Origin of the sequence: Rhodoferax sp. OV413 (assembly GCF_900104385.1) — a bacterium.
GTDB lineage: Bacteria > Pseudomonadota > Gammaproteobacteria > Burkholderiales > Burkholderiaceae_C > Rhodoferax_B.
The window spans coordinates 1-24330 of the sequence record NZ_FNJA01000007.1; the positions used below are offsets into that span (position 1 = coordinate 1).

Consider the following 24330-nt stretch of genomic DNA (forward strand, 5'->3'; position numbering starts at 1 on the left):
CCTATGACCAAGGCAGCGAAATGGCTCGTCACAAGGAACTCAGCGCCAATACCGGCATTGCGGTGTACTTCTGTGATCCCCACAGCCCTTGGCAACGGGGTACCAACGAGAACACGAATGGGCTGGTGCGCCAGTATCTGCCCAAGGGTATGGATCTGTCTGAAGTGACCCAGGAGCAACTCGATGCGATTGCCGATGAGATCAACAACCGCCCCCGTAAAACCTTGAATGCGCACTCGCCCATCGAGGCCTATCGCGATTTCTTGCTCAAACACCATCCACCGCACGCTACTATCCAATGACCCTTGTGTTGCACTTGGACTTGAATCCGCCCTGGTGGATATTGCGCGGGCAGCTATCTTTTTTGAGTTAAAGGTATTCAGGCCGATCGGCCCTAGCGCTGGCTCGTCTCCAACACCTTGGCCGCATCGCTGAACTGCAGGTTGTCGATATGGTCGCGCAGCAGTTCATACGACTCCTTACCGAGGGATCGCCGAAGCTGGGGCGATAGCACCTGGAAACGGCCCATTGCCGACAAGCTCTGCTGTTGCAGCAACGCCACCAGATCGTCCACGGACTGCGCCTCCAGCGCACCGTCGCCCGGCAACGCGAGCTCTTCGGCGCCTACCTGGTCGGCCATCAGTGCATCTGCAGCGCCGGCATGCAGGTGCCGCAACAGGGCGCCAATGCTTTGCGCCAGCTGCGCGGCACGAGCGCCCTCACCGGCAACGCAGGCGGCTTCGGCCTCGCCCGCAAGCCGATGGATCTCTTGAGCGCCCAGCATGCCGGCGGCGCCCCGCAGCTTGTGCATGCGGCCGGCATGCAGCGCCAGCCCTCCTGGCACTAGTGCTTCCATGGCGTCCGCGGGAATCGTGACATCGGAAAACTCCCGCAGCAGGCGTTTGAGCATGGACCGAAACAGGTCGAAGTCTCCGCTCAAGCGCTCTCGCGCGTCGCTGGCATTGATTCCCTCGATCTCCATCCAGGAAGGCACGGCGACCAACGGGATTTCACGGGTCATATCGGCCTGCCGGGGCAACAGCTCCCCTTCGGGCTTCACATGGCGCAAGATGCTGTTCACCAGGGCCTTTGCATCGAACGGCTTGGTGATGTAGTCATCCATTCCGGCTGCAGCCGCCCGCTGGCGCTCGCTGCTCAGCGCGCCGGCGGTCAAGGCGATGATGGGCAGGTCGGCCAGGCTGAGCTCAAGACGGATGCGCCGTGTTGCATCATGGCCATCGAGCACCGGCATCTGCACGTCCATCAGCACCACGTCGACGGCGAGCGGCCTGGCCTCCAGCAGCTCAAAAGCCTCCTGCCCGTTACTCGCCAGCCGAACCTGCGCGCCTTCCAATTCGAGAATGCGCTTGGTCACATCCAGGTTGATGTCACTGTCGTCGACAACCAGAATACGCACCCCAAGCAAAGCGGGTTCGCCAGGCACTACCGGAGAAGCCTCGAGGCGCACCAGCGCCTCCCTGGAAAGCAGCGCAAAGTCCAGCGAGACCCTGAACTCGCTGCCGACACCCGGAGTGCTGTCCAGCCCCACCTCGCCGCCCATCAGCTTGACCAGGCGCTTGACGATAGACAGGCCCAGCCCCGTGCCGCCAAAACGCCGGGTGATGGAGGCATCGGCCTGGGCAAACGGCGCGAAAAGCCGCTCCCGCACATCAGGCGCTATGCCGATGCCCGTGTCCTGCACCGAGAAGCCCAGCGTCACGCGCTGCGGAGTGGCAGAGAGCTGGTATACGCGCAGCTTGACGCCCCCATGCGCGGTGAACTTGATCGCATTCGACAGCAGGTTGGTCAGGATTTGGTTGAGGCGCGTGGCATCACCCTCCAGCGCCCCGGGCAAGTCGTCTGGCGCATTGATCTCGAAGGTGATGCCCTTGGCATCGGCTTGCACCGCCATCACGTCGCGCAGTTCCTGCAGCAGGCTGCCCAGGCTGAAGGCGGTGTTTTCCACAATCAACTCACCCGCTTCAATCTTGGACAGGTCGAGCACGTTGTTCAGCACCAACAGCAGCGACTTGCTGGCCAGCTTGACTTTGGCGACAAAGGCCACCTGCTCTTCATCCAACGTGGTCTGCCCCAGCAAATAGGCCAGGCCGATCACCGCGTTCATCGGCGTACGAATCTCGTGGCTCATATTGGCCAGGAACTCGCTCTTGGCGCGATTCGCCTGCTCGGCCTTATGCGTGGCTTCGCGCAGCGACTCTTCGTACTGCTTGCGCTCCGTGATGTCCCGCGCGGCGGCGAACACGCCTTGCAGGCTTCGGTCGCGGTCGTGGAAAGTGCTGGCGTTGTAAGACACCACGGTGAGCTTGCCGTCCCTGGCGCGGGCGGTGAGCTCGTAATTGGTGAGCTTGCCTTCGTTGAGCACGCGCTTGATGCCGGCTTCGGCCAGGTGCGGGTCGGTGAAGTAGTTCTTGAACGGCGCGCCGATCAGCTCATCGCGCGTGCAGCCGGTCAGTGCCTCGGTCTGCTTGTTGACATCGGTAATGATGCCGCGCGGATCGGTGGCCATCAGGGCGTCAATGTTGGATTCGATCAGCGAGCGCGTGTAGAAATGCTGGTCGCGCAGCCGTTGGTCCAGCTTCTGCCGCTCTTCTTCGACCTGCTGGCGCGCGGTGTTGTCGGTGCCGATCAGCAGGTAGCCGATGATCGCATCCTGCGCATCGCGCAGCGCCGTCACCGAGACCACCGCCCCGAAGCGGCTGCCGTCCTTGCGGATGTAGGTCAGCTCGTAAATGTCCTCAATGCCGCGCGAGGCCTTGAACACCAGGGCCTCGAAGCCGGGCGCGATGGTGGTCTCAAGCCCCACGCTCAACTCCCGTGCACGTGCAATCACTTCCTGCGGATCGGAAATATCGGCCGGAGTGATCTTGTTCACCACGTCAGCGGCCGCGTAGCCCAGCATGCGTTCGGCGCCAACGTTGAAAATCTGGATCACGCCATTCGCATCGGTGGCGATGCTGGAAAAGTTGGCACTGTTGAAGATGGCGCTCTGCAGGGCCCCGGCCTTGAGCAATGCTTCCTCCGCCTGCTTGCGCGCCGTGTTGTCGGTGCCGATCAGCAGGTAGCCGATGATGGCGTTCTGCGCATCGCGCAGCGCCGTGACCGACACAACGGCCGGGAAACGGCTGCCGTCCTTGCGGATATAGGTCAGCTCGTAAATATCCTCGATGCCGCGCAAAGCCTTGAACACCAGGGCGTCAAAGCCGGGGGTAATCGGCGTTTCAAGCTCGACGCTCAGCGCCTTGGCGCGCACGATCAGCTCCTGCGGATCGGAAATATCGGCCGGCGTGATCTTGTTGACCACGTCCGCCGCCGCATAGCCCAGCATGCGCTCGGCACCGACGTTGAAAATCTGGATCACGCCCTTTGCATCGGTGGCAATGCTGGAGAAGTTGGCGCTGTTGAAGATGGCGCTTTGCAAGGCTCCGGTCTTCAGCAAGGCCTCCTGGCGGCGTTCCTCGGTGACATGCTCCTTGGTGCTGGCATCGGGTTCCAGAGGCACGGGGGGACGGATTTTCTTGGGCATGGCCAACCTTTGCTAAACAACGCATCCAGCTGCTGCAAGCAACTGAAAAGGGGAAACAGAAGAACCGGGCTGCCGCCCCACCCACTTAGGTGTTCGTCCCGTGCTGGCTGGTAGAGCGCGCCTGGCGCGGTGGCGGTGCAATGCTGCGGGCCAGCAATACCGAGTCCACGTCCGCAATGTCCAGCAACTTGGCCTGGGCCCGGCCCGCATGCTTGGCGCAGTACAAGGCCTTGTCGGCGGCTTGCACCAGGTCCGCGGGCGAACCATGTGCGGCCAGGCTGTCCGAGAAACGCGAATCGCTGGACGCCGGCTCCCAGCACGCGCTGTCCGGGTCATAGCAGGAGATGCCGATGCTCACGCTGACATGCCATGCCGTCGGCGATGCTTGGTGCGTAATGCCAAGCGCCTTGACTGCGTCCAGAATATCCTGGACCACGTGCTCCGCACCGCCACGCGGTGTCTGCGGCAGCAGAACGACGAACTCTTCGCCGCCATAACGCGCGACCAGATCTGCGGGGCGCGGACTGGCCGCTTGCAGGGCTTTGGCCACGGATCGCAAACAGGCATCACCGGCCGGATGGCCATAGCGGTCATTGAACAGCTTGAAGTGGTCGACATCGATCATCAGCAAGGCCAGCGGGTCGCCAGAGCGCCGGGTGCGGCGCCATTCCAACTCCAGCGACTCGTCAAAGCGCCGCCGGTTGGCAACGCCGGTCAAAACATCGATGGAGGCGACCTGGCGCAGCTCGTCGGCCAGGTGCTTGGCGCGCAACTGGGTCCTGATGCGGGCCAGGACCAGCGGCTCGCTAACAGGCTTGGCGATAAAGTCCGCCGCACCGAGCTCTAAGCCCGAAACTTCGAACTCGGGCCCGCTGTGGCTGGTAACGAAAATCACCGGCACGTCGGCGAGCAAAGGATCGGCCTTGAAGGCCTCGCACACCTCGAACCCGCTCATGCCGGGCATTTCTGCGTCCAGCAGCATCAGATCGGGCACCAGCTCGCGCGCCAGCCGCAGCGCATCTTCGCCGCTGGTGGCAAACCGCAAGTTGCCCACGTCCGAGAGCATGCGCGCCAGCAGCTGGATCGTGGCGGGGTCGTCGTCCACCAGCAGGAGGTTGTCACTCATGCACCGGCCGCCGCAGGGAGCGCGCCCGGCAGTGCGATGGTGAAGCAGCTGCCCTCACCGGGTCGGCTGTCGACGCGCAGACTGCCCTGCATCGCCTCCACCAGCTGGCGCGTGATCACCAGCCCCAGGCCCGCGCCCAGCGCCACGTCGTCCTCTCGGCCCAGGCGGTTGAACGGCTCGAACAGATGTTGGCACTGCAAGGCATCCATACCCATGCCGTTGTCGCTGACCGCAATGACCAGCTGCTGCGCATCCGCCTTCAGTTCGATGCGGGCCCAGCCACCGGAATGGTTGTACTTGATGGCGTTGGTCAGCAGGTTCACCAGGCACTGGTGCAGCCGGCCGGTATCGGCACATACCCAGCTACACGGCGGCACAGGCAGCAACGACAGCGCCACGCCCGCCTGCTCCGCCTGCACCGACACGGCCGCCAAGGCATCGGCCGCACAGCGGGCCGCATCCACCGGCCGCAAATGAACCAGCAGCTTGCCGGCTTCAAAGCGGCCGATATCCATCACATCGCGCATCAGACCTTGCAGCCGCCGGCCACAGGCGAGTACGTGCTCCAAACGCTTGGCCTGGGCGGGCGCCAACGGGTATTCGGTGTCCGCGCCGATGATGTGGGCGAAGCCCAGCAAGCCGTTCAAAGGATTCCCCATCTCGTGGGCGATGTAGGACATCATCAAGCTCTTGGTGCGGCTCGCCGTTTCCGCCTCGATGCGCGAGCGCGATTCCGCTTCGAGCCGCTCGCGATCGCTGTTGTCGCGCAGCATCACGGTAGTCAGGCGGCTCGCTCCCTTGCCTACACTTGATACGGATAGCTCGACCGGCAAGTGGAATCCGTCGGCCCGCGCAATCGTGGTGCAGGTCGGATCGCTGCGTCCCAGGTCTTCCATCGGCAACCCGTCACCCAGCAAGGCCTGCACCGGCGAACCGATGACCTGCTCGTGCCCGACGCCGAACATGCGGCAGGCCGCGGCATTGATCAGCACCAGTTTGCCTGCGGCGTTGTAGGTCACGATGGCGTCCGACGCCGCACCGACGATGTCGGCGACACGCGCGTCACCCACCTGCCGCCAGTGGTCGCGCACCGCCTGCAGCTCAGCGTCGGTGCGCCGCTTCAGGTCGAGCAGGTTGCGCACGCGGGCTTGCAGCACGGCCGGGGTATAAGGCTTGGCAATGAAATCGGCCGCGCCGAGATCGAGGGCTCGCATCTCGTAGCGCAGATCGGAGAAGCGCGTGACGAACACGATAGGTACATGCTTGAAAGCCGCCTCCGCCTTCAGGGACCGGCACACGTCAAATCCGTCGACGCCAGGCATATGCGCATCCAACAGAATGAGGTCGGGCAGCAGCTGCCGGGCGAACTGCAAGGCTTCCTCGCCGGTCTTGGCGAAATGAAGATTGCCCACGGCGGCAAGTGTGTGGCGCAAGATGTGGATCGACGCAATATCGTCGTCGACGATCAGCAGACACGGTGTCTGCCCGCCCAGCGGCTGGGACGACGTGTCCGAGAAAAGGGAGTCACGCTTCAAGTCTTCAATGAGCCGCGCCGCCCGCAACTGGGCACTCACGCGGGCGGTCAGCTGCGACGCGACCAGCGGCTTGGTGACGAAGTCGGCTGCACCCTTCTGCCAGGCAGCCACTTGCAAGGGTGTCGACCCGTCGTGGCTGGTCACGAAAATGACAGGGATATGGGCCAGTGCCGGGTTGGCCTTCAGACCTTCACACACGTCGAACCCCGTCATGCCAGGCATGTCGACATCCAGCAGGATCAGATCGGGTGCGGCCTCTGCTGCAAGCTTAAGGGCCGCTTCGCCCGAGGTGGCGAACCTTTGGTCCGGGTATTGCGCCAGCATCCGGCTCATGACCTGGATCGCAGACGGGTCGTCATCGACCAGGAGCAGTTGAATCTCACGCGGTGACATCGGGAATCCTTTCAGGATCGTGTTATCCGCAAACCCAGGATTCAACGGCGCGATTGTACGGACTTAGACTCTGTCTACGATCTATTTGGGGCCGCGTTGGGAAGCAATCGGACTGAGTTGGCTCAGCGCCTATAGCGTGGGGTTCCCATCCATACAAGGGGGATGACAGGTAAACAGCCCGATTTACCCTCAACCTGTATGACAGATGTCTTTCGCGGCGGTCTGGGGTATTGCGGCGTTTGCCATACCCGGGTTGTTGGCGGTGTACCGCGCCTGCCAGCCCATCGCAAGAAGGCAGCTGCGCGGCCTAAATAGACCGTAGACAGGTGCTTAGAATCCGTTCGCAATGCAAGAGCCGATTCGGCCTCTAGCGCATATAAAACCTGCGCAAACAGCTACTATTTTGATAGTAATTCGCCTGCATGGCTGGCCCGGCGCTGGCGCCACAGCCTCAACACCAGATAGGCCACCAGCAGCAGATTGCCGACGAACACCAGCACCCCCATCGCGGTCGTGCGATGCAGCAGATGGGCAAGCTCGAACGGGATGTACAAAGCGCCCGACAGCGCCGCCAGCTTCTCGCCCCAGGTCTTGTCGTTCCACAGACCGTAGGCCTCCACTAGGCGCAAGCTGACATAGGCGGTGCCCAGCAACACCAGTTGGCGCAGGTTGGCACCCGGCAGCAGGTCGGCGTAGTGCAGCAACAGGCTGGGGTAGTGCGCGTCCGGGTTCAGGCCGAAGCGGCCGATCAGCTCGATGGCCAGCTGGCGCACATCGTGGTGCAGCAAATCCAGCAGACCCACCAGCGCAGCCAGCGCGGCAAAGCCTTTCAGCGCTTCAAACAGTGCAATCGCGTGGAGGGCCTTGCGCGAAGCAGGCTGGGGCGCCTCCACCCCGGCCATCAGGCCAGCGCCTGGGCGAAGTCGGCCAGCAGATCGGCGCGCTCCTCCAGCCCCACCGACAAGCGGATCAGCCCATCGGCAATGCCCATCTTGGCGCGCACCTCGGCACCGGCTTCCCAGAAGATGGTCGGAGCCACCGGGATGATCAGCGTGCGGGTATCGGCCAGGCCGGTGGCCTTGACCGGAATCTGCAGGCGGTTGATGAAGGCCAGGCAGGCATCCACGTCGGCCAGCTCAAACGACAGCAGCCACGAGCCGGCGCTGAAGAATTGCTTCGCCAGCGCATGCTGCGGGTGCGATTCGAGCATCGGGTAATGCACCTTCACCACCTTGGGATGGGCTTCCAAGAAGCGCGCCAGTTCCAGCGCCGTGGCGCTGCTGTAGGCGACGCGCAAGGTGGCAGTCTCAGCGCCCATGGCGATGCTGTGCGCGTGTTCGCTGGACAGCGAAGCGCCCATGTCGCGCAGGCCCTTCTTGCGGATCTGCTGCAGGCCCCACTGGCGCGCATCGCCCTTGCGGTAGGGCTCAAAAATGTTCGGATAGGCCGCCCAGTCGAACAAACCGGTATCGGTGACCGAGCCGCCCAGCGCGCTGCCGTGGCCGGCGATAGTCTTGGTCAGCGCGTTGACCACCAGACTGGCGTCCACTACTTTGGGCTTGAACAGCACCGGCGAAGTGATGGTGTTGTCCACCACATAGACCAGGCCCCGCGTCTTGCACAGCGCGCCGATGGCGGCCATGTCCGGGATCTGGGTGCCGGGGTTGGCGATGGTTTCCACAAACACCATGCGGGTGTTGGGCTGCACGGCCGCGGCCACGTTGGCCACATCGGTGGCATCTACCGTGGTCACTTCGATGCCCAGGCCGCGCAGTGTGCCGAAGATGCTATTGGTATTGCCAAACACGAACTGGCTGGCCACCAGGTGGTCGCCGGCGCGCAGCAGGGTCAAAAAGATGGCGGTGATCGCGCCCATGCCGGTGGCAAAGCAAATGCTGCCTAGGCCGTCTTCCATCTTCGTCACCTTGGCTTCCAGCGCCGCCGTGGTGGGCGTGCCCTGGCGCGCGTAGTTGAAACCGCCTTTCAGCGTGCCCTGGAACACGCCGATCAGGTCTTCGACCTTGTCGAAGCCGTACTGCACCGAGGTGTGGATGGGTTTGTGCACCGCGCCATGCTCGGTGCCAAAGGCCTTGTCGCCGTGCACGATGGTGGTGGTGAAGCCTTGCGTAGCCATGCTGAAATTCCTCTGATTACTTTGGCCTCAATTAAAACATCTGGCGCTGTGGGTTTTGGCCGCTCCATCGTTTTAAACATATCCATTACGGTATGTATGCCATGCGCTAATCAATCAATCGGTTATCCCTCCGGTGATAGCATCATGGGTCTTTCCGCCGGCCGCCCCTGCTGCGCGCCTTTCTTCGCTTTCTACCGTCTTCACCGAGGTTTCCCCCCATGCTGCAATCCACCGAAGCCCGTACCGGCACCGCCATTGGCGCGCCCTGGCCCGAATCCACCCTGGCCGAAATCAACCAGACGGTGGCCGCTGCCGCTGCGGTGGCCGACAGCTTTGGCGCCACCTCGGCCGCCCAGCGCGCCAGCCTGCTGCGCGCCCTGTCCGCCGCCCTGGAAGCCGACCGCGCCAACCTGGTAGCCGTGGCCGACCGCGAAACCGGCCTGGGCCTGCCCCGCCTGAATGGCGAGCTCGACCGCACCACCTTCCAGCTGCGCGGCTTTGCCGATGTGCTGGAAGCCGGCACCATCCACGCCAGCATCGACGATGCCGCCGTTGCCGGCGCACCGCCCGTGGGCCGGCCGCGCCTGACCCGGGTCCGCGTGCCCGTCGGTCCCGTGGCCATGTTCTCGGCCAGCAACTTCCCGTTTGCGTTCTCGGTGCTGGGCGGCGATACCGCAGCGGCGCTGGCCGCCGGCTGCCCGGTGGTGGTCAAGGGCCACCCCGCCCATCCCGAGCTGTCGCGCCAGACCGCCGCCATAGGCCAACGCGTGGTGGCCGAGCAAGGTTTGCCGGCCGGCGTGTTCGGCTTTGTGCAAGGCGGCTCGATCGAAGTCGGCGTGCAGCTGGTGCAGGCCCCGGCGATTGCGGCTGTGGCGTTCACCGGCTCGTTCAAGGGCGGCACTGCGCTGGCCAAGATCGCCGGCGAGCGTCCGCGCCCGATTCCGTTCTACGGCGAACTCGGCTCGGTGAACCCGCTGGTGGTGCTGCCCTCGGCCGCCGCCAACAACGGCGCCGAACTGGCCGCCACCCTGGCCGGCTCGATCTGCCTGGGCGCAGGCCAGTTCTGCACCAGCCCCGGCATCATCCTGGTGCAAAAGGACGCTGCCTCTGACGCGTTTGTCAGCAGCTTCGCCGCCGCGCTGCAAGGCCTGCAGCCGCACGCGATGTTGTCCGCCCCCATCCGTTCCACCTTCGACAAGGGCGTGGCCCGCTGGCGCGCTGCCGAGGCCCTGACCAAGCTGGTGGCCGACGATTCCACCGGCGCTGCCGCACCGCGCCCCTTCCTGGCCGAAGTGCAGGCCGCCAACTTCATCCAAGACCACGGTTTGCACGAAGAAGTGTTCGGCTCGGCCGCACTGGTGGTGCGCGTGGGCTCGGTGGACGAGACCATCGCCGTGCTGCGCGCCATCGGCGGCTCGCTGACCGTCACCCTGTGGGGCGCCGAAACCGAAGACGAAGCCACCCGCAGCCTGGTGCGTGCCGCCACCCAGGTAGCCGGCCGCGTGCTGTTTGCCGGCGTGCCCACCGGCGTGGCCGTGACCGCAGCCCAGCACCACGGCGGCCCGTACCCTGCGTCGACCCAGCCGTTCACCACCTCGGTGGGCTATGCGGCGGTAGACCGCTTCCTGCGCCCCGTGGCCTTGCAGGACGCACCGGCCTGGCTGATTGCGCGCAACGGCATCCCCGGCTAATTTGCTATGTAAAGCATAGCTGCCTGCGCAGATAGTACCTGCGCCAGGCAGCTAAAAAGCTTGTAATTCTGAGCACCCTGCGGTGCCATCGGATGTGTAACCGCAGCCGGTGGCGCCGGATACACATCGTGCTGCGCCAGCAACTCTGCGTGTAATATCTTCGGGCTGAGCCGACCCAGCCCCTGTGCGCACCGCGCAGCCGGACGGGCCTTGCCGCAGGGGAACGTCATGGCAGACATCTTCCTGAGCTACAACGAAAAAGACCGCGAGCGGGTCCGCAGCCTGGCACAGACCCTGGAGACAGCGGGCTGGTCGGTCTGGTGGGACCGCCGCGTGCCGGCCGGCGTCACCTGGCGCAACCTGCTGGAACAAGAGCTGCAAGACATGCGCTGCATGCTGGTGCTCTGGTCGAACAACTCCATCCACAGCGAATGGGTCTGCGAAGAGGCCACCGAAGGCCGCTTGCTGGGCCGGCTGATCCCCGTGTTCATCGACCGCGTGCGCCCGCCCGCCGGCTTCCGCGAGGTGCAGGCGGCCGATCTGGTCGGCTGGGACGGCAGCCCGGGCTTTCCCGGCCTGCAGCAGCTGCTGCAGGACATTGCGCACAAGCTGGGCACCCCGGCCCCGCAACCCATTCCAAAACCGAATCCGGTGCACCCCATTAAGCCCTGGCTTTGGGGCGGCGCGGCGTCGCTGCTGGTGCTGGCCGTGGTGGCCTATTTCGGCGCAGCCGCACTGGCACGCAGGGAGACGGTGGCCGAACGCCCGGCCGTCACCGCGCCCATCACCATCCCGCCCGCGCCCACCGCCACTGTAGCGACGCCCAGCGCATCGGCGACGCCGACCCTGCTGCCACCGGTCACCCCGGTAGCCGTCGTGACCCCACCAATCCGCACCAACCCACCGGTAGTGAAAAAGCGCGACCCCGCCAATCCACGCTGCACTGCGCTGCGGGAGCGGCAGGCGCTGGGCGAGGCCTTGTCCAGCCAGTCGCAGTTGTTCGTGCAACAGGAGTGCCAGAAATGAAACTCTCATCCCCCACCACCAGCGTGCTGCTGGCCGCGCTGCTGCTCAGCGCCTGCCAGGCGGGCCGCATCGCCCTGCCCTCGCTACCACCGGCTCCGACAGCGCCAGCACCGGCCGCTGCTGCGGCCCCCGCAGCTCCCGCACCAGCGGCGCCACCGCCGCCCATCCTGCCCTACGACGAAGCCGTGCAGACCGCGGCCACCACGCTGCTGAAGAACGCCCAGTTGCCCGCCGCCGGTGCACGCCACCCCGTGGTCATCGACCCGCTGGTGGACGGCATGACCGGCGCCCAGTCGAACACCACGCGCTCCATGGGGCAAAAGCTGGCGACGCTGATCCGCGAGCAGTATCCGCAGCTGGAACTGCTGCCTTTTTCCGCCGCCAATGTGGCGCGCAGCCCGCTGGTGCTGATCGGCACGTTCACCGGTGTGAACGCCGCGCGGCAGAGCGCCGGCGTGCGCGAGGCCTACCGCATCTGCTTTGCGCTGGCCGACCTGAAGACCGGCAAGCTGGTCAGCAAGGGGCTGGCGTTTTCCAAACCTGAAGGCGTGGACCCGACGCCGCTGGCCAGCTTCCGCGACGCTCCCGCCTGGACCGAAGACCCGGCCACACTCGGCTATATCCGCACCTGCCAGGGCACGCGCGCCGGTGACCCGATCAATGCCTTGTACACCGAGCGCATCCTGGCCGCCGCCCAGGTGGCCGAGGCCATGGACGCCTACGACGCCGGCCGCTACCAGGAGGCGCTGGATCTGTACAGCAGCGCCCAGCGCAGCCCGGCCGGCGACCAGTTCCGGGTCTACAACGGCATCTACCTGGCCAACTGGAAACTGGGCCGGCGGGATCGGGCCGAGGCCGCGTTCGCCAAGATCGTCGACTTCGGGCTGGAGCAGAAGCGCCTGGCGGTGAAGTTTTTGTTCCGCCCCGGCTCTACCGCCTTTGGCAGCGAAACCCGGCTGACCGAGGCCTATCCGCTGTGGCTCAAATCCATCGCCACCCGCACCGCCACTGGCGCCGCCTGCCTGGAAATCACCGGCCACACCAGCGCCACAGGGCCCGAGCCGCTGAACGAAAGGCTGTCGCTGCTGCGCGCCGAATATGTGAAGACCCGGCTGGAAGCCAGCAGCCCGGCCCTGGGCAAACGCAGCATCGCCAACGGCATGGGCTCGCGCCAAACCATGGTCGGCAATGGGCGTGACGACGCGTCCGATGCACTGGACCGGCGGGTGGAATTCAAGGTCATAGGCTGCTGACCATGGACGAGCTCCCACTGCTGCGGCAAACCAAGGCGGCCTACGGCGCCGAGTACGAGAAGCACTTCTTCGAGCAGTACAAGCTGTACGTAGAAATGGCCGACCGGGTCAGTGCCCGGCGCATACTGGCAAACTCGTTTTTCGTGGGTGTGCACACCGCGCTGATCACCGCCTTCACCGTGCTGCTGAAGGAAAAGGTGCTACAGCCCAGCCTGGCCGGGCTGGCGCCGTTTCTGGCGGTGATGCTGCTGTGCTTCATCTGGTGGCGCGTGGTGTATTCCTACCGCCAGCTGAACTCGGCCAAGTTCAAGGTCGTGCATGCGCTGGAGCAGATGCTGCCCGTCGCCCCCTACGACGCCGAATGGACGGCCATGGGCCGAGGCACCAACGCCAAGCTCTACCTGCCGCTGACCCATGTGGAGAACTGGGTGCCGGTGTGCTTTGGCCTGCTGTACCTGCTGCTGGCGATTACGCTATACAGCAGGGGCTGACAGCTGATTACTTGACGCTGGTGGCGTCCACCATGCGGTAGTACAGGCCATACGGGTCGTCGTTCAGCACCGCGAAGGTGCCCTCCACCACCACCGGCTCCATGCTGTATTTGACCGGCGTCTTGGTCTTGACCTCGACCATGCTCTCGGGTCCGCCGGGCAGGCAGAACGAGCAGGTGAGGGGCACCGAGCTGATCAGAAAATGCTTTTGCCGCTCGCCCGGCTCTAGCGGCATCATGAAGCCCTGGACCCGCTGGGTTTTCTGGTGCAAGGCCAGCTGGGCCAGGCCGAAGTGCGGCAGGATGCGGTTCTTTTCGGCCCGGGTCTTTACTGCCGTCAGCACCGACCAGGGCACCACGTCGGCGCGTTCGGCCAGCGGCGCGAACGGGCTGCTCGGGCTGTGGTAGCCCGCGCCAGTGCCGGCTGGCAGGTCAATGGAACCCAGGGGTTGCGTCTGCGCCAGCGCCGACCCCAGGGTCAACGCGCCCAATATGGTGATTACAAAACGGTGCATGCGGCCATCCTCTTCAGTGTTCGTGTTTCATTCCGCAGTATTTTCCAATAGCCAGACCCTTGCAAGCGGCTTGCAGTTCCTTGACGCATACATCTTCACCTTTACCTGCCTCGCGGCACTTGGCGGCGTTCTCGTGGGCGGCGGCAATCGCGCGGTGGCGGGCCACGTCTTCCTTGGTGTCCTTGTCGCTCTCGGCGGCGAAGGCGCTGGCGGCCAGCAGGCTGGACAGGATCAGGGTGGCGAGGTTCTTGGTCATAAAAAACTCCAATCAGGGTTAACGGTTATTGAGCAAAGTGGTCACGTCCAGCCGGTAGGCGCCGATAGCCGGCAGCGCAGCGGCCAGTGCGGCCACCACGGCACCCAGCAACGGCACCCACCATTCGGACGGCAGCCATATCCAGCCGGTCAGCGGCAGCGAGCGCTCGGCCTGCAGCCAGCTGCCGACCAACTCGGCCAGCCCATGGCCGGCGAGCAGGCCCAGGGCCGTGGCCATGGCGGCCAGCAGCAGAGCTTCGCAGAGCACCAGGCCGGCGATCTTGGCCGGCGGCGCGCCCAGCATGCGCAGCATGGCCAGGTCGGCACGGCGCTCGCGCACCGCATTCCACAGGGCGATAAAGACGCTCAGGCCGGCGGTCAGCAACAGCACCGCGCCAAAGCCGCGCAGCACCTCGGTGCCCACCCCCACCATGCGCAGTAGGCGGGTGATTTCCACCGCCGGCGCCGCGGCCTGCATCTCGGTGGTGGTGTTGATGAAGCGCGGAAAGCTCACCGCCGCCAGCGGGCTCTTGTAGGTGATCAGCGCCAGGGTGATCTCGCGCTCTTCTTCCATGATCTTCTGGTCTTCGTCGTCCAGGGCCGTGGCCTTTTCGTGCACCTTCCAGACCGATTCGGTGGCGGTTAGCACCAGCCGGTCCAGCACGCAGCCGCAGGGGGCCAGCACGCCGGTCACGGTATAGGGAAAGTCGCCGTGGATATGCCCGCCGCCGCCCAGGCCGTGCGAACCGTAGAACTTGGCGCCGACACTGAGGCCGGTGTTCTGTGCCACCTGGGCGCCCACCACGGTTTGCATCGCCTGGGTCCAGAGCGCGCCCTGGGCCAGCTTGGCGTCGTAATGCTCGGCGTAGGCGGTGGTGGTGCCGACGATGCGGAAGCCGCGGAAGGTATCCCCCAGGCTGATCGGGATCAGCTTGGCGATGCGCGGGTCTTTCTCCATCTCCTTGACTGCCGCCAGCGGGATGTTGCCCGGCGGCACGTCGATGTGGAACACGCCGGCCAGGATCAGCTGCATGGGGCTGCCCTTGGCGCCGACCACGGCGTCTATGCCGGCCAGATCGCGCTCAAATGCCCGGTCCATCTGCGTGCTGACCAGCCAGACGAAGGTGATGCTGGCCAGGCCCAGCGCCAGCAGCAGCAGGTTCAAAGCCGCAGTCAGCGGCCGCGACCACAGGTAGCGGAAGGCGATAGCTACGATATTCATAGCTGCTCCTGCAGGTTAGATATGCGCTGGCTGCCGATTTGGCATGTAATTGCTTTGGGCAAGGCCGCCGCCACCCGGGCGTCGTGGGTGGCGATTACCAGAGTGGCCTGGCAACGTTCGGCGCTGGCTTGCAGCAACTGCAAAGCGGCTTGTGCGGCCGCGTCGTCCAGGCTGGCGGTGGGTTCATCGGCCAGGATGACCTTGGGCTGTAGCAGCACGGCGCGGGCCAGGGCTACGCGCTGGGCCTGGCCACCGGACAGCTGACTGGGTTTGCGGCCGGCCAGGGCCACCAGGTCCAGCGCCTCCAGCGTGCGCTGCACCGCGTTCGGGTCGTCGGGCACGCCGGCCGCCCATTGGGCCATGGCCAGGTTGCCGGCCACGGTCAGCGCTTCGCTCAAATGCAGTTTTTGGGGTAAGAAGCCGATAGCGCCCGCCCGCCATGCGTCGGCAGCTACTTTTTTGAGAGCAGTGAGGTCTTGGCCGGCGACCACGATCTGCCCGCGGCTGGGCCGCAGCAGGCCGGCGGCCAGGGCCAGCCAGGTGGATTTGCCCGCACCCGACGGGCCTTTGAGCAGCAGCACGCCGCCCTGGGCTACGTCGATGTCGGGGAAGCTGATTTCAGGCGCTTGCGCGTAGCCGTAGGCCAGGCCGGTGCTGCGGATCACGCGGGCACACCTTGCGGGGGCGTGGTACCGGTGGCGCAGTCGGCACATACGCCGCGCACCGCGAAGTCCATGCTCATGCCCTGGTAGCCCAGGGCCTTCAGCGTCTGCATGGCCGACTCGGCGGCGCGCTCCAGATCGACCCCATTGGCCCGCAGCGCGCCGGCCAGCGGGCTGTCGCGGTGGCAGCTTTGGCATTCGAAATGCGGGATGGCGTGCACGCTCGTCGGCATGGCCTGGTAGCGGCGCACGCGGCTGGCGTCGACCCGGCACAGCAGCAGGCCGACCTGGGTCAGGCGGTCAATCAGGCGGTACAGGGTGACGCGGTCCAGCGCCACGCCGGGGGCTTCAGCGTCGTCGCCGACCAAGGCCAGTTGCAACTGGGCGTGGGTGTAGCTGGTGTCCGGGTGGGCTAGCAGCCAGCCCAGGACCAGGCGCGCAGCCGTGGTGCGGCGCAGGCCGTGGGCCGACAGCAGGGCGTCGATCGGGTCGGTCTCGGTGAGGGGCAGGATGGAAGCCATGGCGTGGTGGTTTTGTGTAAATTTCAACGGCAAAGCAAATAACGCAACTAAGTTGCATTACATTAACCGCAATCAGGTTGCATTATTACCGCAACCCTGTGGCATTTATTCGTCCATTTTGTAAAGTCCCATGTCTGCGCCCTCCTCCCGAAACCTCTTGCAACGCAGCGTGCTGGCCTGGCCGGCCTGGCTGCGGGTGCTGGCCGTTGTGCCCGCCGTGGCCCTGCTCTGGCTGGGCGTGGCCTGGGCCAACCAGAGCATTGCCCCATGGTGAAGCTGGACAACCTGACCGTCAGCTACCGCCAGCACCCGGCGCTGCACCATGTCAGCGGCCAGTTCGAGCCGGGCTCGCTGACCGCCGTGGTGGGCCCGAATGGCTCGGGCAAGAGCACGCTGCTGAAAGCCGCCATGGGCTTGCTGCCCCCCAGCGGCGGCCAGGTGCGGGTAGACGTGCCACGGGACCGCATCGCCTATCTGCCGCAACTGGCCGAGATCGACCGCGGCTTCCCGATCCAGGTGCGCGACTGCGTGCTGCTGGGTTGCTGGCCGCGCCGCGGCGCCTGGGGTGGTGTGGACGCAGCCCAGCTGGCGCAGGCCGATGCGGCCTTGCTGGCCGTGGGGCTGGATGGCTTTGCGGATAGGCCGCTGGGTTCGCTGTCCAGCGGCCAGCTGCAGCGCGTGCTATTTGCCCGCATGCTGGTGCAGGACGCACAGCTGATCCTGCTGGACGAACCGTTCACTGCCATGGACAGCAAGACCACCGCCGCCCTGCTGGCCCTGGTGCGCCAGTGGCATGCCGAGGGCCGCACCGTGGTCGCCGTGCTGCACGACGACACCCAGGTGCGCCAGCACTTCCCGCAAACCCTGTTGCTGGCCCGCGAAAAAGTCGCCTGGGGGCCGACGGCGCAGGTAATGACCGAGCCCTTTTTGCGCCAGGCGCGCGCCATGGCCGAGGCCTGGGACGAGACGGCCGAAGTCTGCGACGTTGATGCAGTGAGAGCCGCCGCATGATGCACACGCTATGGGATGTGGGCGTGGCCCCGTTCGCCGAATTCGCCTTCATGCGCCGGGCCCTGGTGGCGACGCTGGCCTTGTCGCTCAGCGCCGCGCCGCTGGGCGTGTTCCTGACCTTGCGGCGCATGAGCCTGCTGGGCGACGCGCTGAGCCACGCCATCCTGCCCGGCGTGGCCATAGGCTTCATGCTGTGCGGCCTGTCGCTGACCGCCATGGCCCTGGGCGGCGTGCTGGCCGGCATGCTGGTGGCGGCGCTGGCCGGCTGGGTCAGCCGCACCACGGCCTTGAAGGAAGACGCCAGCCTGGCCGCCATCTACCTGGTGGCCCTGGCCCTGGGCGTGACCCTGGTGTCGGGCCACGGTACCCAGCTGGACCTGCTGCACATCCTGTTCGGCAGCGCGCTGGGCGTGGACAACGCCGGCCTGCAGCTGGTCGCCTGGGTCGCCAGCATCAGCGTGCTGGCCCTGGCCGCCGGTTACCGCGGTCTGGTGCTGGAGAGCTTTGACCCGGTGTTCCTGAGCGCCACCGGCCACCGTGGTTGGCTGTGGCAACAAGGCTTTTTGATGCTGGTGGTCGTGAACCTGGTGGCCGGCTTCCAGACCCTGGGCACGCTGATGGCCGTGGGCCTGATGATGCTGCCCGCGGTATCCGCCCGGCTCTGGCACGACACCTTGCCGGCCCAGCTGCTGAACGCCAGCGCCCAGGCCATGCTGGCCGGCACGGCCGGGCTGCTGCTGTCCTACCACCTGGATACGCCGTCCGGCCCGACCATCATCGGCTGCGCCGGTGCCTTGTACGGCCTGTCCCTGCTGTTCGCCCCCGGCGGCTGGCTACCCCGCGCCCTCGCGCGCAGCCACCGCACCGCCTGATTTCTTTACTACCAACCTGAGCGCTTTATGAAAACCCTCGTCCAAAAACTCCTCGCCCCGCTGGCCGCCGCCGTGCTGTGCACCGCCAGCTTTGCCGCCGACAAGATCCCTGTGACCGCCAGCTTCAGCATCCTGGGCGACCTGGTGCGCGTGGTCGGCGGCGAGCGCGTGGCCGTGACCAGCCTGGTCGGGCCGGACGAAGACGCCCATGTGTTCGAACCCAAGCCCTCGGATGCCAAGACCATTCTGGCGTCCAAGCTGCTGGTCACCAACGGCCTGGGCTTCGAACCCTGGGCGCAAAAGCTGGCCAAATCCGCCGGCTACAAGGGCGCCAGCGTGGTCGCCAGCAAGGGCGTCAAGGGCCGCACCCTGACCGATGAAAAAGGCCGGCCCGAAGCCGACCCGCATGCCTGGCAAGACCCGACCAATGTGGTGCTGTATGTGCGCAACATCGCCGCCGCCCTGGGCCAGGTCGATCCGGCCGGCGCCAGCGCCTACCAGGCCAACAGCGAAGCCTATGTGCAGGAGCTGCAGACTCTGGACAGCTGGGCCAAAGAGCAATTCGCCGCCATCCCCGCGCCCAAGCGCAAGGTAATCACCTCGCACGACGCGTTTGGCTACTTTGCCGCCCACTACCAGCTGCAGTTCCTCGCGCCCCAGGGCGTGTCCACCGAGGCCGAGCCCAGCGCCAAGGAAGTGGCCAAGCTGATCAAGCAGATCCAGCGCGAAAAGATCAAGGCGGTGTTCATGGAGAACATGAGCAACCCCAAGCTGCTGGCCCAGCTGAGCAAGGACGCAGGCGTGACCCTGGGCGCCAGCCTGTATGCCGATGCCTTGTCCGGCCCCGGCCAGCCCGGCACCACCTATTTGCTGATGGCGCGCCACAACGTGAGCCAACTGGCGCTGGGCATGCAAAACAACTAACGCTATTGAATCCATAGCTGCTGGCGCAGGTATTACCTGCGCTGGCGGCCTAAAAAGCTTGTAAACCCGAACACACCATGCTGCACACCCGCCTTCCCGTCACCGTCTTGTCCGGCTTTCTGGGCGCCGGCAAAACCACCTTGCTGAACCACATCCTGGCGAACCGCGAAGGCCTGCGGGTGGCGGTGATCGTCAACGACATGAGCGAGGTCAACATCGACGCCTCGCTGGTCGACAAAAGCGCCGCCAACGCCGGCGCCGCCCTGTCGCGCACCGACGAAAAAATGGTCGAAATGAGCAATGGCTGCATCTGCTGCACGCTGCGCGAAGACCTGCTGCTCGAAGTCCGCAAGCTGGCTGCCGAGAACCGCTTCGACTACCTGCTGATCGAGTCCACCGGTATTGGCGAGCCGCTGCCCGTGGCCTCGACCTTTGACTTCGAGGACGAGCACGGCGCCTCGCTGAACCAGGTGGCGCGCATCGACACCATGGTCACCGTGGTGGATGCGCTGAATCTGCTGCAAGACTTTACGAGCCGCGACCTGCTGGCCCAGCGTGGCGCAGTGGCTGGCGACGAAGACGACCGCAGCCTGGCCGCCTTGTTGACCGAGCAGATCGAGTTCGCCGACGTGGTGGTGGTCAACAAGATCGACCTGGTGGACCTGAAGCGCCGCGCCGAGGTGGCTGCCGTCATCCACGCGCTGAACCCGGGCGCCGAAATCGTCTATGCCGACCACGGCCGCATCCCGCTCAACACCATCCTGGGTACCGGCAAGTTCAACCTGGAGCGCGCCAGCGCCATGCCCGGCTGGGCCCGCGCGCTCGAAGGCCAGCACACACCGGAAACCGAAGCCTACGGCATCGACAGCTTTGTGCTGCGCAGCACCGAGCCGCTGCACCCGCAGCGCTTTGCCGACTTCATGCAGCAGCCGCTGCCCGGCCTGCTGCGCGCCAAGGGCTATGTCTGGCTGGCCAGCCGGCCCAGTTGGGCGGTCAGCTACTCGCGCGCCGGCAATGTGGCCACGCACGAACCCGTAGGCCAGTGGTGGGCCGCCGTGCCGCGGGCCCGCTGGCCGGCACCCGGCACGGCCGAGCGCCAGGCACTCGAGAGCCACTGGACCGAGCCCTTTGGCGACCGCATCAACGAAGTCGTCTTCATCGGCCAGAACATGGACCGCGCCGCCATCGAACAGGCGTGGAAGCGCGCCCACCTGACCTTCACCGAAACCCGCAAGGGCCAGGCGGCCTGGGCCCAGCTGGCCGATCCGTTCCCGTCCTGGGAGCGGACCGAAGAAGCCGTGCTTGCATGAGTCTGGCGATGCAACTGCAAGTGCAGGCCCTGGCCTACCGCACGGCCCAGGGCCGTAAGCTGCTGCAGCCCGTGAGCCTGGGGCTGGATGCCGGCCAGCACCTGGCCATCGTCGGCCCCAACGGCGCGGGCAAGTCCACCCTGCTGCGCATGCTGGCGGGCATCCTGCCGCCGAGCGGGGGGCAGATTCTGTACGACGGAGTGCCGCTGTCGCAATGGACGCCGCTGGAGCGGGCCCGGCATGTGGCCTTGCTCGGGCAGTCGGACCAGGCCGATGCGCGGCTGCAGGTGCGCGACTATGTGCGCCTGGGCTGCCTGCCGCACCGCAGCCTGGCCCGGCCCGCGCAGCTGGAAGCCGTGGTGGCCGAGGCCCTGGAGCGCTGCAATCTGCAGGCCTTGCAAGGCCGCAGCCTGGGCAGCCTGTCGGGCGGAGAACGCCAGCGCGCCCACCTGGCCCGCGCCCTGGCCCAGCAACCACGCCTGCTACTGCTGGACGAGCCCACCAACCACCTGGACCCGCGCGCCACGCTGGACCTGCTGCAAGGCATTGCCAGCCTGGGCATCACCGTGGTGGCCGTGCTGCACGACCTGGCCCTGGTGCCGCAATGGGCGCACCGGGTGGCCGTGCTGCAGGGCGGCGCCCTGGTGGCCTACGGCACGCCGGCCCAGGCACTGACCCCGCGCACCGTGCACCAGGTGTTTGCCATGCATGCGTTTTACCTGCCCCACCCCACCACCGCCGCACCCATGCTGGTGATGGATACCTGCGCGCCCGCACAGCCCCAGAGCCGCACGCGCAAAAGCTTTTTTACGACTTACGAAACCGTTTCCGCATGAAGAACTTACTCCTTGGCCTCTCGCTTGCACTGCTCAGTGCGGCATGTGCAGCACAAACCTTTCCGGTCACCGTGGACAGCTGCGGCGAGGCATTGACCTTTACCGCGCCGCCCCAGCGCGCCGTGGTGCACGACCTGAACATGACTGAGATGGCCCTGGCCTTGCAGCTGCAGGACCGCATGGTGGGCGTGACAGGCATCACCGGCTGGTACAAGACCGGGCCGGAATTCAAGGCCGCGCTGGGCAACATCCCCGAGCTGGCGCCCAAATACCCGACGCTGGAGAACCTGCTGGCCGCCAACCCCGACTTCTTTTTTGCCGGCTGGTACTACGGCATGAAGCCGGGTGGCGAGGTCACCCCCGCCACGCTGGCGCTGCACAAGATCAAGACCCTGGTGCTGTCCGAGAGTTGCATCCACCTGCACAAGCCACGCCCCGCCGCGTCTATGGATTTGCTGTACGGCGACTTCAGCAAGCTGGGCAGCATCTTCGGCAAGGCCGCCGAGGCGCAGGCGCTGGTGGCGCAATGGAAGGCCCGACTGGCCAAGCTGGACACGGCGGCAGCCAAGGACACCCGGGTGTTCCTGTACGACTCGGGTGAAGACAAGCCGTTTACCGCCGGTAAATACGCCATCCCCACAGCCATGATCGCCGCCACCGGGGCCCGCAACATCATGGCCGACATGGAGACCAGCTGGGGCACGACCGATTGGGAAACCGTGGCCGCCCGCAATCCGCAGTTTTTGATTCTGCTGGACTACCAGGACGGCAATGGCCCCAGCAAGCTGATGCGCTTCCTGCAAGCCCACCCGGCGATGAAGGAAACCGATGCCGTCAAGAACAAGCGCTTTGTGGCGCTGCGCTATGCCGAGCTGACGCCCGGCCCGGCCAATATCGATGCGATTGAGAAGATCGCCGCTGCGCTACGGTCCCCGTCCAAGTGATGTCGCAGCGGTCTTACTACGCCTGGCTGCTGGGCGGCATGCTGTTGATTCTGGGTTTGGCATTGGCGTCTGTCGCCAAGGGCAGCACGCCCCTGCCGGTGCGCAGCGTGCTGTCCGCCGTGGCCGGGCCGCTGGCCCCCGCGCTGGACCTGCCCGCCGTGGCACCCACGCTGCAACGCATCGTGCTGGACCTGCGGCTGCCGCGCGTACTGTTGGCGGTGCTGGTGGGCGCGGGCCTGGCCATGGTGGGAGGCATGCTGCAAACCGCCACCCGCAACGACCTGGCCGACCCGTTTCTGTTCGGCCTGTCGTCGGGCGCCAGTGCCGGTGCGGTGGCCGTCATCACCACCACCGGTGACGTGCTGGGCATCTGGACCCTGCCGCTGGCCGCCCTGGCCGGTGGCTTGCTGGCCGCGGGCGTGGTGTTGGCGCTGGTGCACAAAAGCCAGGGCAGCGGCCCCGAGAAGCTGGTGTTGGCCGGACTGGCGGCGTCGTTCCTGTTCGGTGCGCTGACCCACTACCTGGTGTTTGCGGGCGACCAGCGGGCCGCGCACTCGGTGCTGTTCTGGACCCTGGGCGGCCTGGGCCTGGCGCGCTGGGACAACCTGGGCCTGGCCCTGCTGGGCTTCGGGCTGCTGGTGGCCTTTGCCCTGCACCGCCGCCACGCGCTCGATGGGCTGCTGGCGGGGGACGAAACCGCTACCAGCTTGGGCCTGTCGCCCGGCCGGCTGCGCGCCGAGATATTCACGGTATCGGCCCTGGCCACCGCCTGCTTTGTGGCGCTGACCGGGGTGATCGGCTTTGTCGGGCTGATGGTGCCGCACCTGGCCCGCGCGCTGTGCGGTGCCTTGCATGGCCGCTTGCTGGGGCTGTCTGCCGTGCTGGGCGCGGCCCTGCTGCTGGCCAGTGACATGGTGTGCCGCACCCTGCTGGCGCCACAAGAGCTGCCCATCGGCATCGTCACCGCCGCCGTGGGTGCGGTGTTTGTCATCGTCCTGGTGCTGCGCAGCCCAGGCCATTGAATCTTCTGGAGTTTTTATGCTGATCCCCGTCACCATCCTCACCGGCTTTTTGGGCAGCGGCAAGACCAGCTTGCTGAACCACATCCTGCGCCAGCCGCACGGCCACCGCATCGCTGTCATCGAAAACGAATTTGGCGAAGCCGGCATCGACAACGAATTGCTGGTGCAAGACTTTGAGGAGCAGATCGTCGAAATGAACAACGGCTGTATCTGCTGCACCGTGCGGGGTGACCTGGTACGCATCCTCGGTGAGCTGATTGCCAAAAAAGACGCCGGCACGCTCAGGTTTGACCGCGTGGTGATCGAAACCACCGGCCTGGCCGACCCGGCACCGGTGGCACAAACCTTTTTTGTGGACGAAGACATAGGCAAGCGCTATCTGCTGGATGCGGTGGTGACCCTGGTGGATGCCAAGCATGCCCAGGCCCAGCTCACCGAACACCACGAAGCCCAGGAACAAGTGGGCTTTGCCGACCGCATCGTGTTGACCAAAACCGACCTGGTGGATGCCGACGCGGTGCACGCCCTGCGCCAGCGCCTGGCCCAGATGAACCCACGCGCCAAGATCAGAACGGCCCACAAAGGTGTGGCCGATATCGGCGATCTGCTGGACATCCGCGGCTTCAATCTGAATGCCATTCTGGAGATCGAACCCGACTTCTTGCACGACGTGTCGCACGAACACGACGACGAGGTGGGCTCGTTCGTGTTCCACACCGACCAGCCGCTGGACATCGCCAAAGTGGAGGACTTTCTGGGGGCCATCGTGCGGGTCTACGGCACCCAGATGATGCGCTACAAGGGCGTTCTGCAGGTCGAGGGCGAAGACCGCCGCATCGTGTTCCAGGGCGTGCACATGCTGATGGGCGCCGAGCTGGGCACGGCCTGGAAGAAGCATGAAGTACGCGGCTCCAAGATGGTCTTCATCGGCAAGAACCTGCCCCGCGAGATTCTGGAAAAGGGCTTGACCCACTGCATCTTCCAGCCCGAGGACAGCCCGCAGGCATGAGCGTATCCAGAACGCGTTCTGAACACCGCCACGCC

General features: G+C 65.7%; 24 protein-coding genes. 14 read left to right on the plus strand and 10 right to left on the minus strand.

Features of this window, described 5'->3' with window-relative positions:
• Positions 1 to 302 (plus strand): IS30 family transposase (locus BLT66_RS20645; protein ID WP_143029252.1); only part of this gene is annotated, 302 nt, incomplete at its 5' end.
• 92 nt (positions 303 to 394) lie between these two features.
• On the opposite strand, the gene BLT66_RS20650 is transcribed toward BLT66_RS20645, so the two are convergent.
• From BLT66_RS20650 to BLT66_RS20670, 5 genes are all read right to left on the minus strand, one after another.
• A complete protein-coding gene (locus tag BLT66_RS20650; protein WP_092760722.1) occupies positions 395 to 3544 on the minus strand; it encodes a PAS domain S-box protein in 3150 nt (1049 codons plus the stop codon).
• An 85-nt stretch (positions 3545 to 3629) separates the two neighbouring features.
• Entirely contained in the window at positions 3630 to 4670 is a 1041-nt protein-coding gene (locus BLT66_RS20655; RefSeq protein WP_092760724.1) for a diguanylate cyclase domain-containing protein, read from the minus strand.
• Entirely contained in the window at positions 4667 to 6598 is a 1932-nt protein-coding gene (locus BLT66_RS20660) for a response regulator (protein ID WP_092760726.1), read from the minus strand. Before BLT66_RS20660 ends, BLT66_RS20655 begins: the two co-directional genes overlap by 4 nt.
• A 398-nt stretch (positions 6599 to 6996) precedes the next feature.
• Positions 6997 to 7500 (minus strand): DUF2127 domain-containing protein, encoded by a 504-nt coding sequence (locus BLT66_RS20665; protein WP_092760728.1) that lies wholly within the window; start codon positions 7498 to 7500, stop codon positions 6997 to 6999.
• Complete coding sequence (locus tag BLT66_RS20670) at positions 7500 to 8732, minus strand: cystathionine gamma-synthase family protein (protein ID WP_092760730.1); 1233 nt, start codon at positions 8730 to 8732, stop codon at positions 7500 to 7502. The genes BLT66_RS20665 and BLT66_RS20670 overlap by 1 nt, the downstream gene beginning before the upstream one ends.
• Before the next feature lie 218 nt (positions 8733 to 8950).
• Between BLT66_RS20670 and BLT66_RS20675 the strand changes: the two genes are divergently transcribed.
• The 4 genes from BLT66_RS20675 to BLT66_RS20690 all read left to right on the plus strand — a co-directional run bounded on the left by BLT66_RS20675 (position 8951) and on the right by BLT66_RS20690 (position 13193).
• Positions 8951 to 10423: an aldehyde dehydrogenase (NADP(+)) gene (locus BLT66_RS20675; protein WP_092760732.1), complete on the plus strand. Its 1473-nt coding sequence runs from the start codon at positions 8951 to 8953 to the stop codon at positions 10421 to 10423.
• A 228-nt stretch (positions 10424 to 10651) separates the two neighbouring features.
• Positions 10652 to 11449 carry a toll/interleukin-1 receptor domain-containing protein gene (locus BLT66_RS20680; RefSeq protein ID WP_092760734.1) on the plus strand — a complete coding sequence of 266 codons (798 nt, stop codon included), beginning with the start codon at positions 10652 to 10654 and terminating at the stop codon, positions 11447 to 11449.
• Positions 11446 to 12702, plus strand: a complete 1257-nt coding sequence (locus BLT66_RS20685; RefSeq protein WP_092760736.1) for an OmpA family protein — start codon at positions 11446 to 11448, stop codon at positions 12700 to 12702. Before BLT66_RS20680 ends, BLT66_RS20685 begins: the two co-directional genes overlap by 4 nt.
• 2 nt (positions 12703 to 12704) lie before the next feature.
• The gene (locus BLT66_RS20690) at positions 12705 to 13193 is read left to right on the plus strand and encodes a RipA family octameric membrane protein (protein WP_092760738.1); all 489 of its coding nucleotides are present in this window, start codon (positions 12705 to 12707) and stop codon (positions 13191 to 13193) included.
• Positions 13194 to 13200: 7 nt separating this feature from the next.
• Here the strand turns inward: BLT66_RS20690 and BLT66_RS20695 are convergent, their stop codons facing one another.
• Genes BLT66_RS20695 through BLT66_RS20715 form a run of 5 tightly spaced genes read right to left on the minus strand, consistent with a single transcriptional unit; the run spans position 13201 to position 16367 of the window.
• Positions 13201 to 13707: a DUF3299 domain-containing protein gene (locus BLT66_RS20695; RefSeq protein ID WP_092760740.1), complete on the minus strand. Its 507-nt coding sequence runs from the start codon at positions 13705 to 13707 to the stop codon at positions 13201 to 13203.
• Between the two features lie 13 nt (positions 13708 to 13720).
• Positions 13721 to 13963 carry a hypothetical protein gene (locus BLT66_RS20700; protein ID WP_092760742.1) on the minus strand — a complete coding sequence of 81 codons (243 nt, stop codon included), beginning with the start codon at positions 13961 to 13963 and terminating at the stop codon, positions 13721 to 13723.
• A gap of 18 nt (positions 13964 to 13981) precedes the next feature.
• Complete coding sequence (locus tag BLT66_RS20705) at positions 13982 to 15184, minus strand: FtsX-like permease family protein (protein WP_092760744.1); 1203 nt, start codon at positions 15182 to 15184, stop codon at positions 13982 to 13984.
• On the minus strand, positions 15181 to 15849 hold the full coding sequence (locus BLT66_RS20710) for an ABC transporter ATP-binding protein (RefSeq protein ID WP_092760746.1): 669 nt from the start codon (positions 15847 to 15849) through the stop codon (positions 15181 to 15183). Before BLT66_RS20710 ends, BLT66_RS20705 begins: the two co-directional genes overlap by 4 nt.
• Positions 15846 to 16367: a Fur family transcriptional regulator gene (locus BLT66_RS20715; RefSeq protein WP_092760748.1), complete on the minus strand. Its 522-nt coding sequence runs from the start codon at positions 16365 to 16367 to the stop codon at positions 15846 to 15848. Before BLT66_RS20715 ends, BLT66_RS20710 begins: the two co-directional genes overlap by 4 nt.
• A gap of 130 nt (positions 16368 to 16497) precedes the next feature.
• Here BLT66_RS20715 and BLT66_RS26855 point away from each other — a divergent pair, with 130 nt between their 5' ends.
• From BLT66_RS26855 to BLT66_RS20755, 9 genes are all read left to right on the plus strand, one after another.
• Complete coding sequence (locus tag BLT66_RS26855) at positions 16498 to 16641, plus strand: hypothetical protein (protein ID WP_176955124.1); 144 nt, start codon at positions 16498 to 16500, stop codon at positions 16639 to 16641.
• Positions 16635 to 17378, plus strand: a complete 744-nt coding sequence (aztA, locus tag BLT66_RS20720; RefSeq protein WP_092760750.1) for a zinc ABC transporter ATP-binding protein AztA — start codon at positions 16635 to 16637, stop codon at positions 17376 to 17378. Before BLT66_RS26855 ends, aztA begins: the two co-directional genes overlap by 7 nt.
• Positions 17375 to 18250, plus strand: a complete 876-nt coding sequence (locus BLT66_RS20725; protein ID WP_092760752.1) for a metal ABC transporter permease — start codon at positions 17375 to 17377, stop codon at positions 18248 to 18250. Before aztA ends, BLT66_RS20725 begins: the two co-directional genes overlap by 4 nt.
• 27 nt (positions 18251 to 18277) lie before the next feature.
• Positions 18278 to 19174 carry a metal ABC transporter substrate-binding protein gene (locus BLT66_RS20730; protein ID WP_092760754.1) on the plus strand — a complete coding sequence of 299 codons (897 nt, stop codon included), beginning with the start codon at positions 18278 to 18280 and terminating at the stop codon, positions 19172 to 19174.
• Positions 19175 to 19251: 77 nt separating this feature from the next.
• The gene (locus BLT66_RS20735) at positions 19252 to 20484 is read left to right on the plus strand and encodes a GTP-binding protein (protein WP_092760756.1); all 1233 of its coding nucleotides are present in this window, start codon (positions 19252 to 19254) and stop codon (positions 20482 to 20484) included.
• Positions 20481 to 21320 carry an ABC transporter ATP-binding protein gene (locus BLT66_RS20740; protein ID WP_092760758.1) on the plus strand — a complete coding sequence of 280 codons (840 nt, stop codon included), beginning with the start codon at positions 20481 to 20483 and terminating at the stop codon, positions 21318 to 21320. Before BLT66_RS20735 ends, BLT66_RS20740 begins: the two co-directional genes overlap by 4 nt.
• Positions 21317 to 22264, plus strand: a complete 948-nt coding sequence (locus tag BLT66_RS20745) for an ABC transporter substrate-binding protein (RefSeq protein WP_092760760.1) — start codon at positions 21317 to 21319, stop codon at positions 22262 to 22264. The genes BLT66_RS20740 and BLT66_RS20745 overlap by 4 nt, the downstream gene beginning before the upstream one ends.
• Positions 22264 to 23286 carry a FecCD family ABC transporter permease gene (locus tag BLT66_RS20750; RefSeq protein ID WP_092760762.1) on the plus strand — a complete coding sequence of 341 codons (1023 nt, stop codon included), beginning with the start codon at positions 22264 to 22266 and terminating at the stop codon, positions 23284 to 23286. The genes BLT66_RS20745 and BLT66_RS20750 overlap by 1 nt, the downstream gene beginning before the upstream one ends.
• A gap of 16 nt (positions 23287 to 23302) precedes the next feature.
• On the plus strand, positions 23303 to 24295 hold the full coding sequence (locus tag BLT66_RS20755) for a CobW family GTP-binding protein (protein ID WP_092760764.1): 993 nt from the start codon (positions 23303 to 23305) through the stop codon (positions 24293 to 24295).
• The last annotated feature ends 35 nt before the right edge of the window (positions 24296 to 24330 follow it).

Bases quoted from the DNA above. Each gene is read 5' to 3' on its own strand.
- BLT66_RS20655 (WP_092760724.1), bottom strand. From the start codon at position 4,670: ATGAGTGACAACCTCCTGCTGGTGGACGACGACCCCGCCACGATCCAG.
- BLT66_RS20755 (WP_092760764.1), top strand. From the start codon at position 23,303: ATGCTGATCCCCGTCACCATCCTCACCGGCTTTTTGGGCAGCGGCAAG.
- BLT66_RS20735 (WP_092760756.1), top strand. From the start codon at position 19,252: ATGCTGCACACCCGCCTTCCCGTCACCGTCTTGTCCGGCTTTCTGGGC.
- BLT66_RS20660 (WP_092760726.1), bottom strand. From the start codon at position 6,598: ATGTCACCGCGTGAGATTCAACTGCTCCTGGTCGATGACGACCCGTCT.
- BLT66_RS20750 (WP_092760762.1), top strand. From the start codon at position 22,264: ATGTCGCAGCGGTCTTACTACGCCTGGCTGCTGGGCGGCATGCTGTTG.
- BLT66_RS20675 (WP_092760732.1), top strand. From the start codon at position 8,951: ATGCTGCAATCCACCGAAGCCCGTACCGGCACCGCCATTGGCGCGCCC.
- BLT66_RS20730 (WP_092760754.1), top strand. From the start codon at position 18,278: ATGAAAACCCTCGTCCAAAAACTCCTCGCCCCGCTGGCCGCCGCCGTG.
- BLT66_RS20740 (WP_092760758.1), top strand. From the start codon at position 20,481: ATGAGTCTGGCGATGCAACTGCAAGTGCAGGCCCTGGCCTACCGCACG.
- BLT66_RS20670 (WP_092760730.1), bottom strand. From the start codon at position 8,732: ATGGCTACGCAAGGCTTCACCACCACCATCGTGCACGGCGACAAGGCC.
- BLT66_RS20705 (WP_092760744.1), bottom strand. From the start codon at position 15,184: ATGAATATCGTAGCTATCGCCTTCCGCTACCTGTGGTCGCGGCCGCTG.
- aztA (WP_092760750.1), top strand. From the start codon at position 16,635: ATGGTGAAGCTGGACAACCTGACCGTCAGCTACCGCCAGCACCCGGCG.
- BLT66_RS20690 (WP_092760738.1), top strand. From the start codon at position 12,705: ATGGACGAGCTCCCACTGCTGCGGCAAACCAAGGCGGCCTACGGCGCC.
- BLT66_RS20745 (WP_092760760.1), top strand. From the start codon at position 21,317: ATGAAGAACTTACTCCTTGGCCTCTCGCTTGCACTGCTCAGTGCGGCA.
- BLT66_RS20700 (WP_092760742.1), bottom strand. From the start codon at position 13,963: ATGACCAAGAACCTCGCCACCCTGATCCTGTCCAGCCTGCTGGCCGCC.
- BLT66_RS20665 (WP_092760728.1), bottom strand. From the start codon at position 7,500: ATGGCCGGGGTGGAGGCGCCCCAGCCTGCTTCGCGCAAGGCCCTCCAC.
- BLT66_RS20725 (WP_092760752.1), top strand. From the start codon at position 17,375: ATGATGCACACGCTATGGGATGTGGGCGTGGCCCCGTTCGCCGAATTC.
- BLT66_RS20650 (WP_092760722.1), bottom strand. From the start codon at position 3,544: ATGCCCAAGAAAATCCGTCCCCCCGTGCCTCTGGAACCCGATGCCAGC.
- BLT66_RS20685 (WP_092760736.1), top strand. From the start codon at position 11,446: ATGAAACTCTCATCCCCCACCACCAGCGTGCTGCTGGCCGCGCTGCTG.
- BLT66_RS20715 (WP_092760748.1), bottom strand. From the start codon at position 16,367: ATGGCTTCCATCCTGCCCCTCACCGAGACCGACCCGATCGACGCCCTG.
- BLT66_RS26855 (WP_176955124.1), top strand. From the start codon at position 16,498: ATGTCTGCGCCCTCCTCCCGAAACCTCTTGCAACGCAGCGTGCTGGCC.
- BLT66_RS20695 (WP_092760740.1), bottom strand. From the start codon at position 13,707: ATGCACCGTTTTGTAATCACCATATTGGGCGCGTTGACCCTGGGGTCG.
- BLT66_RS20680 (WP_092760734.1), top strand. From the start codon at position 10,652: ATGGCAGACATCTTCCTGAGCTACAACGAAAAAGACCGCGAGCGGGTC.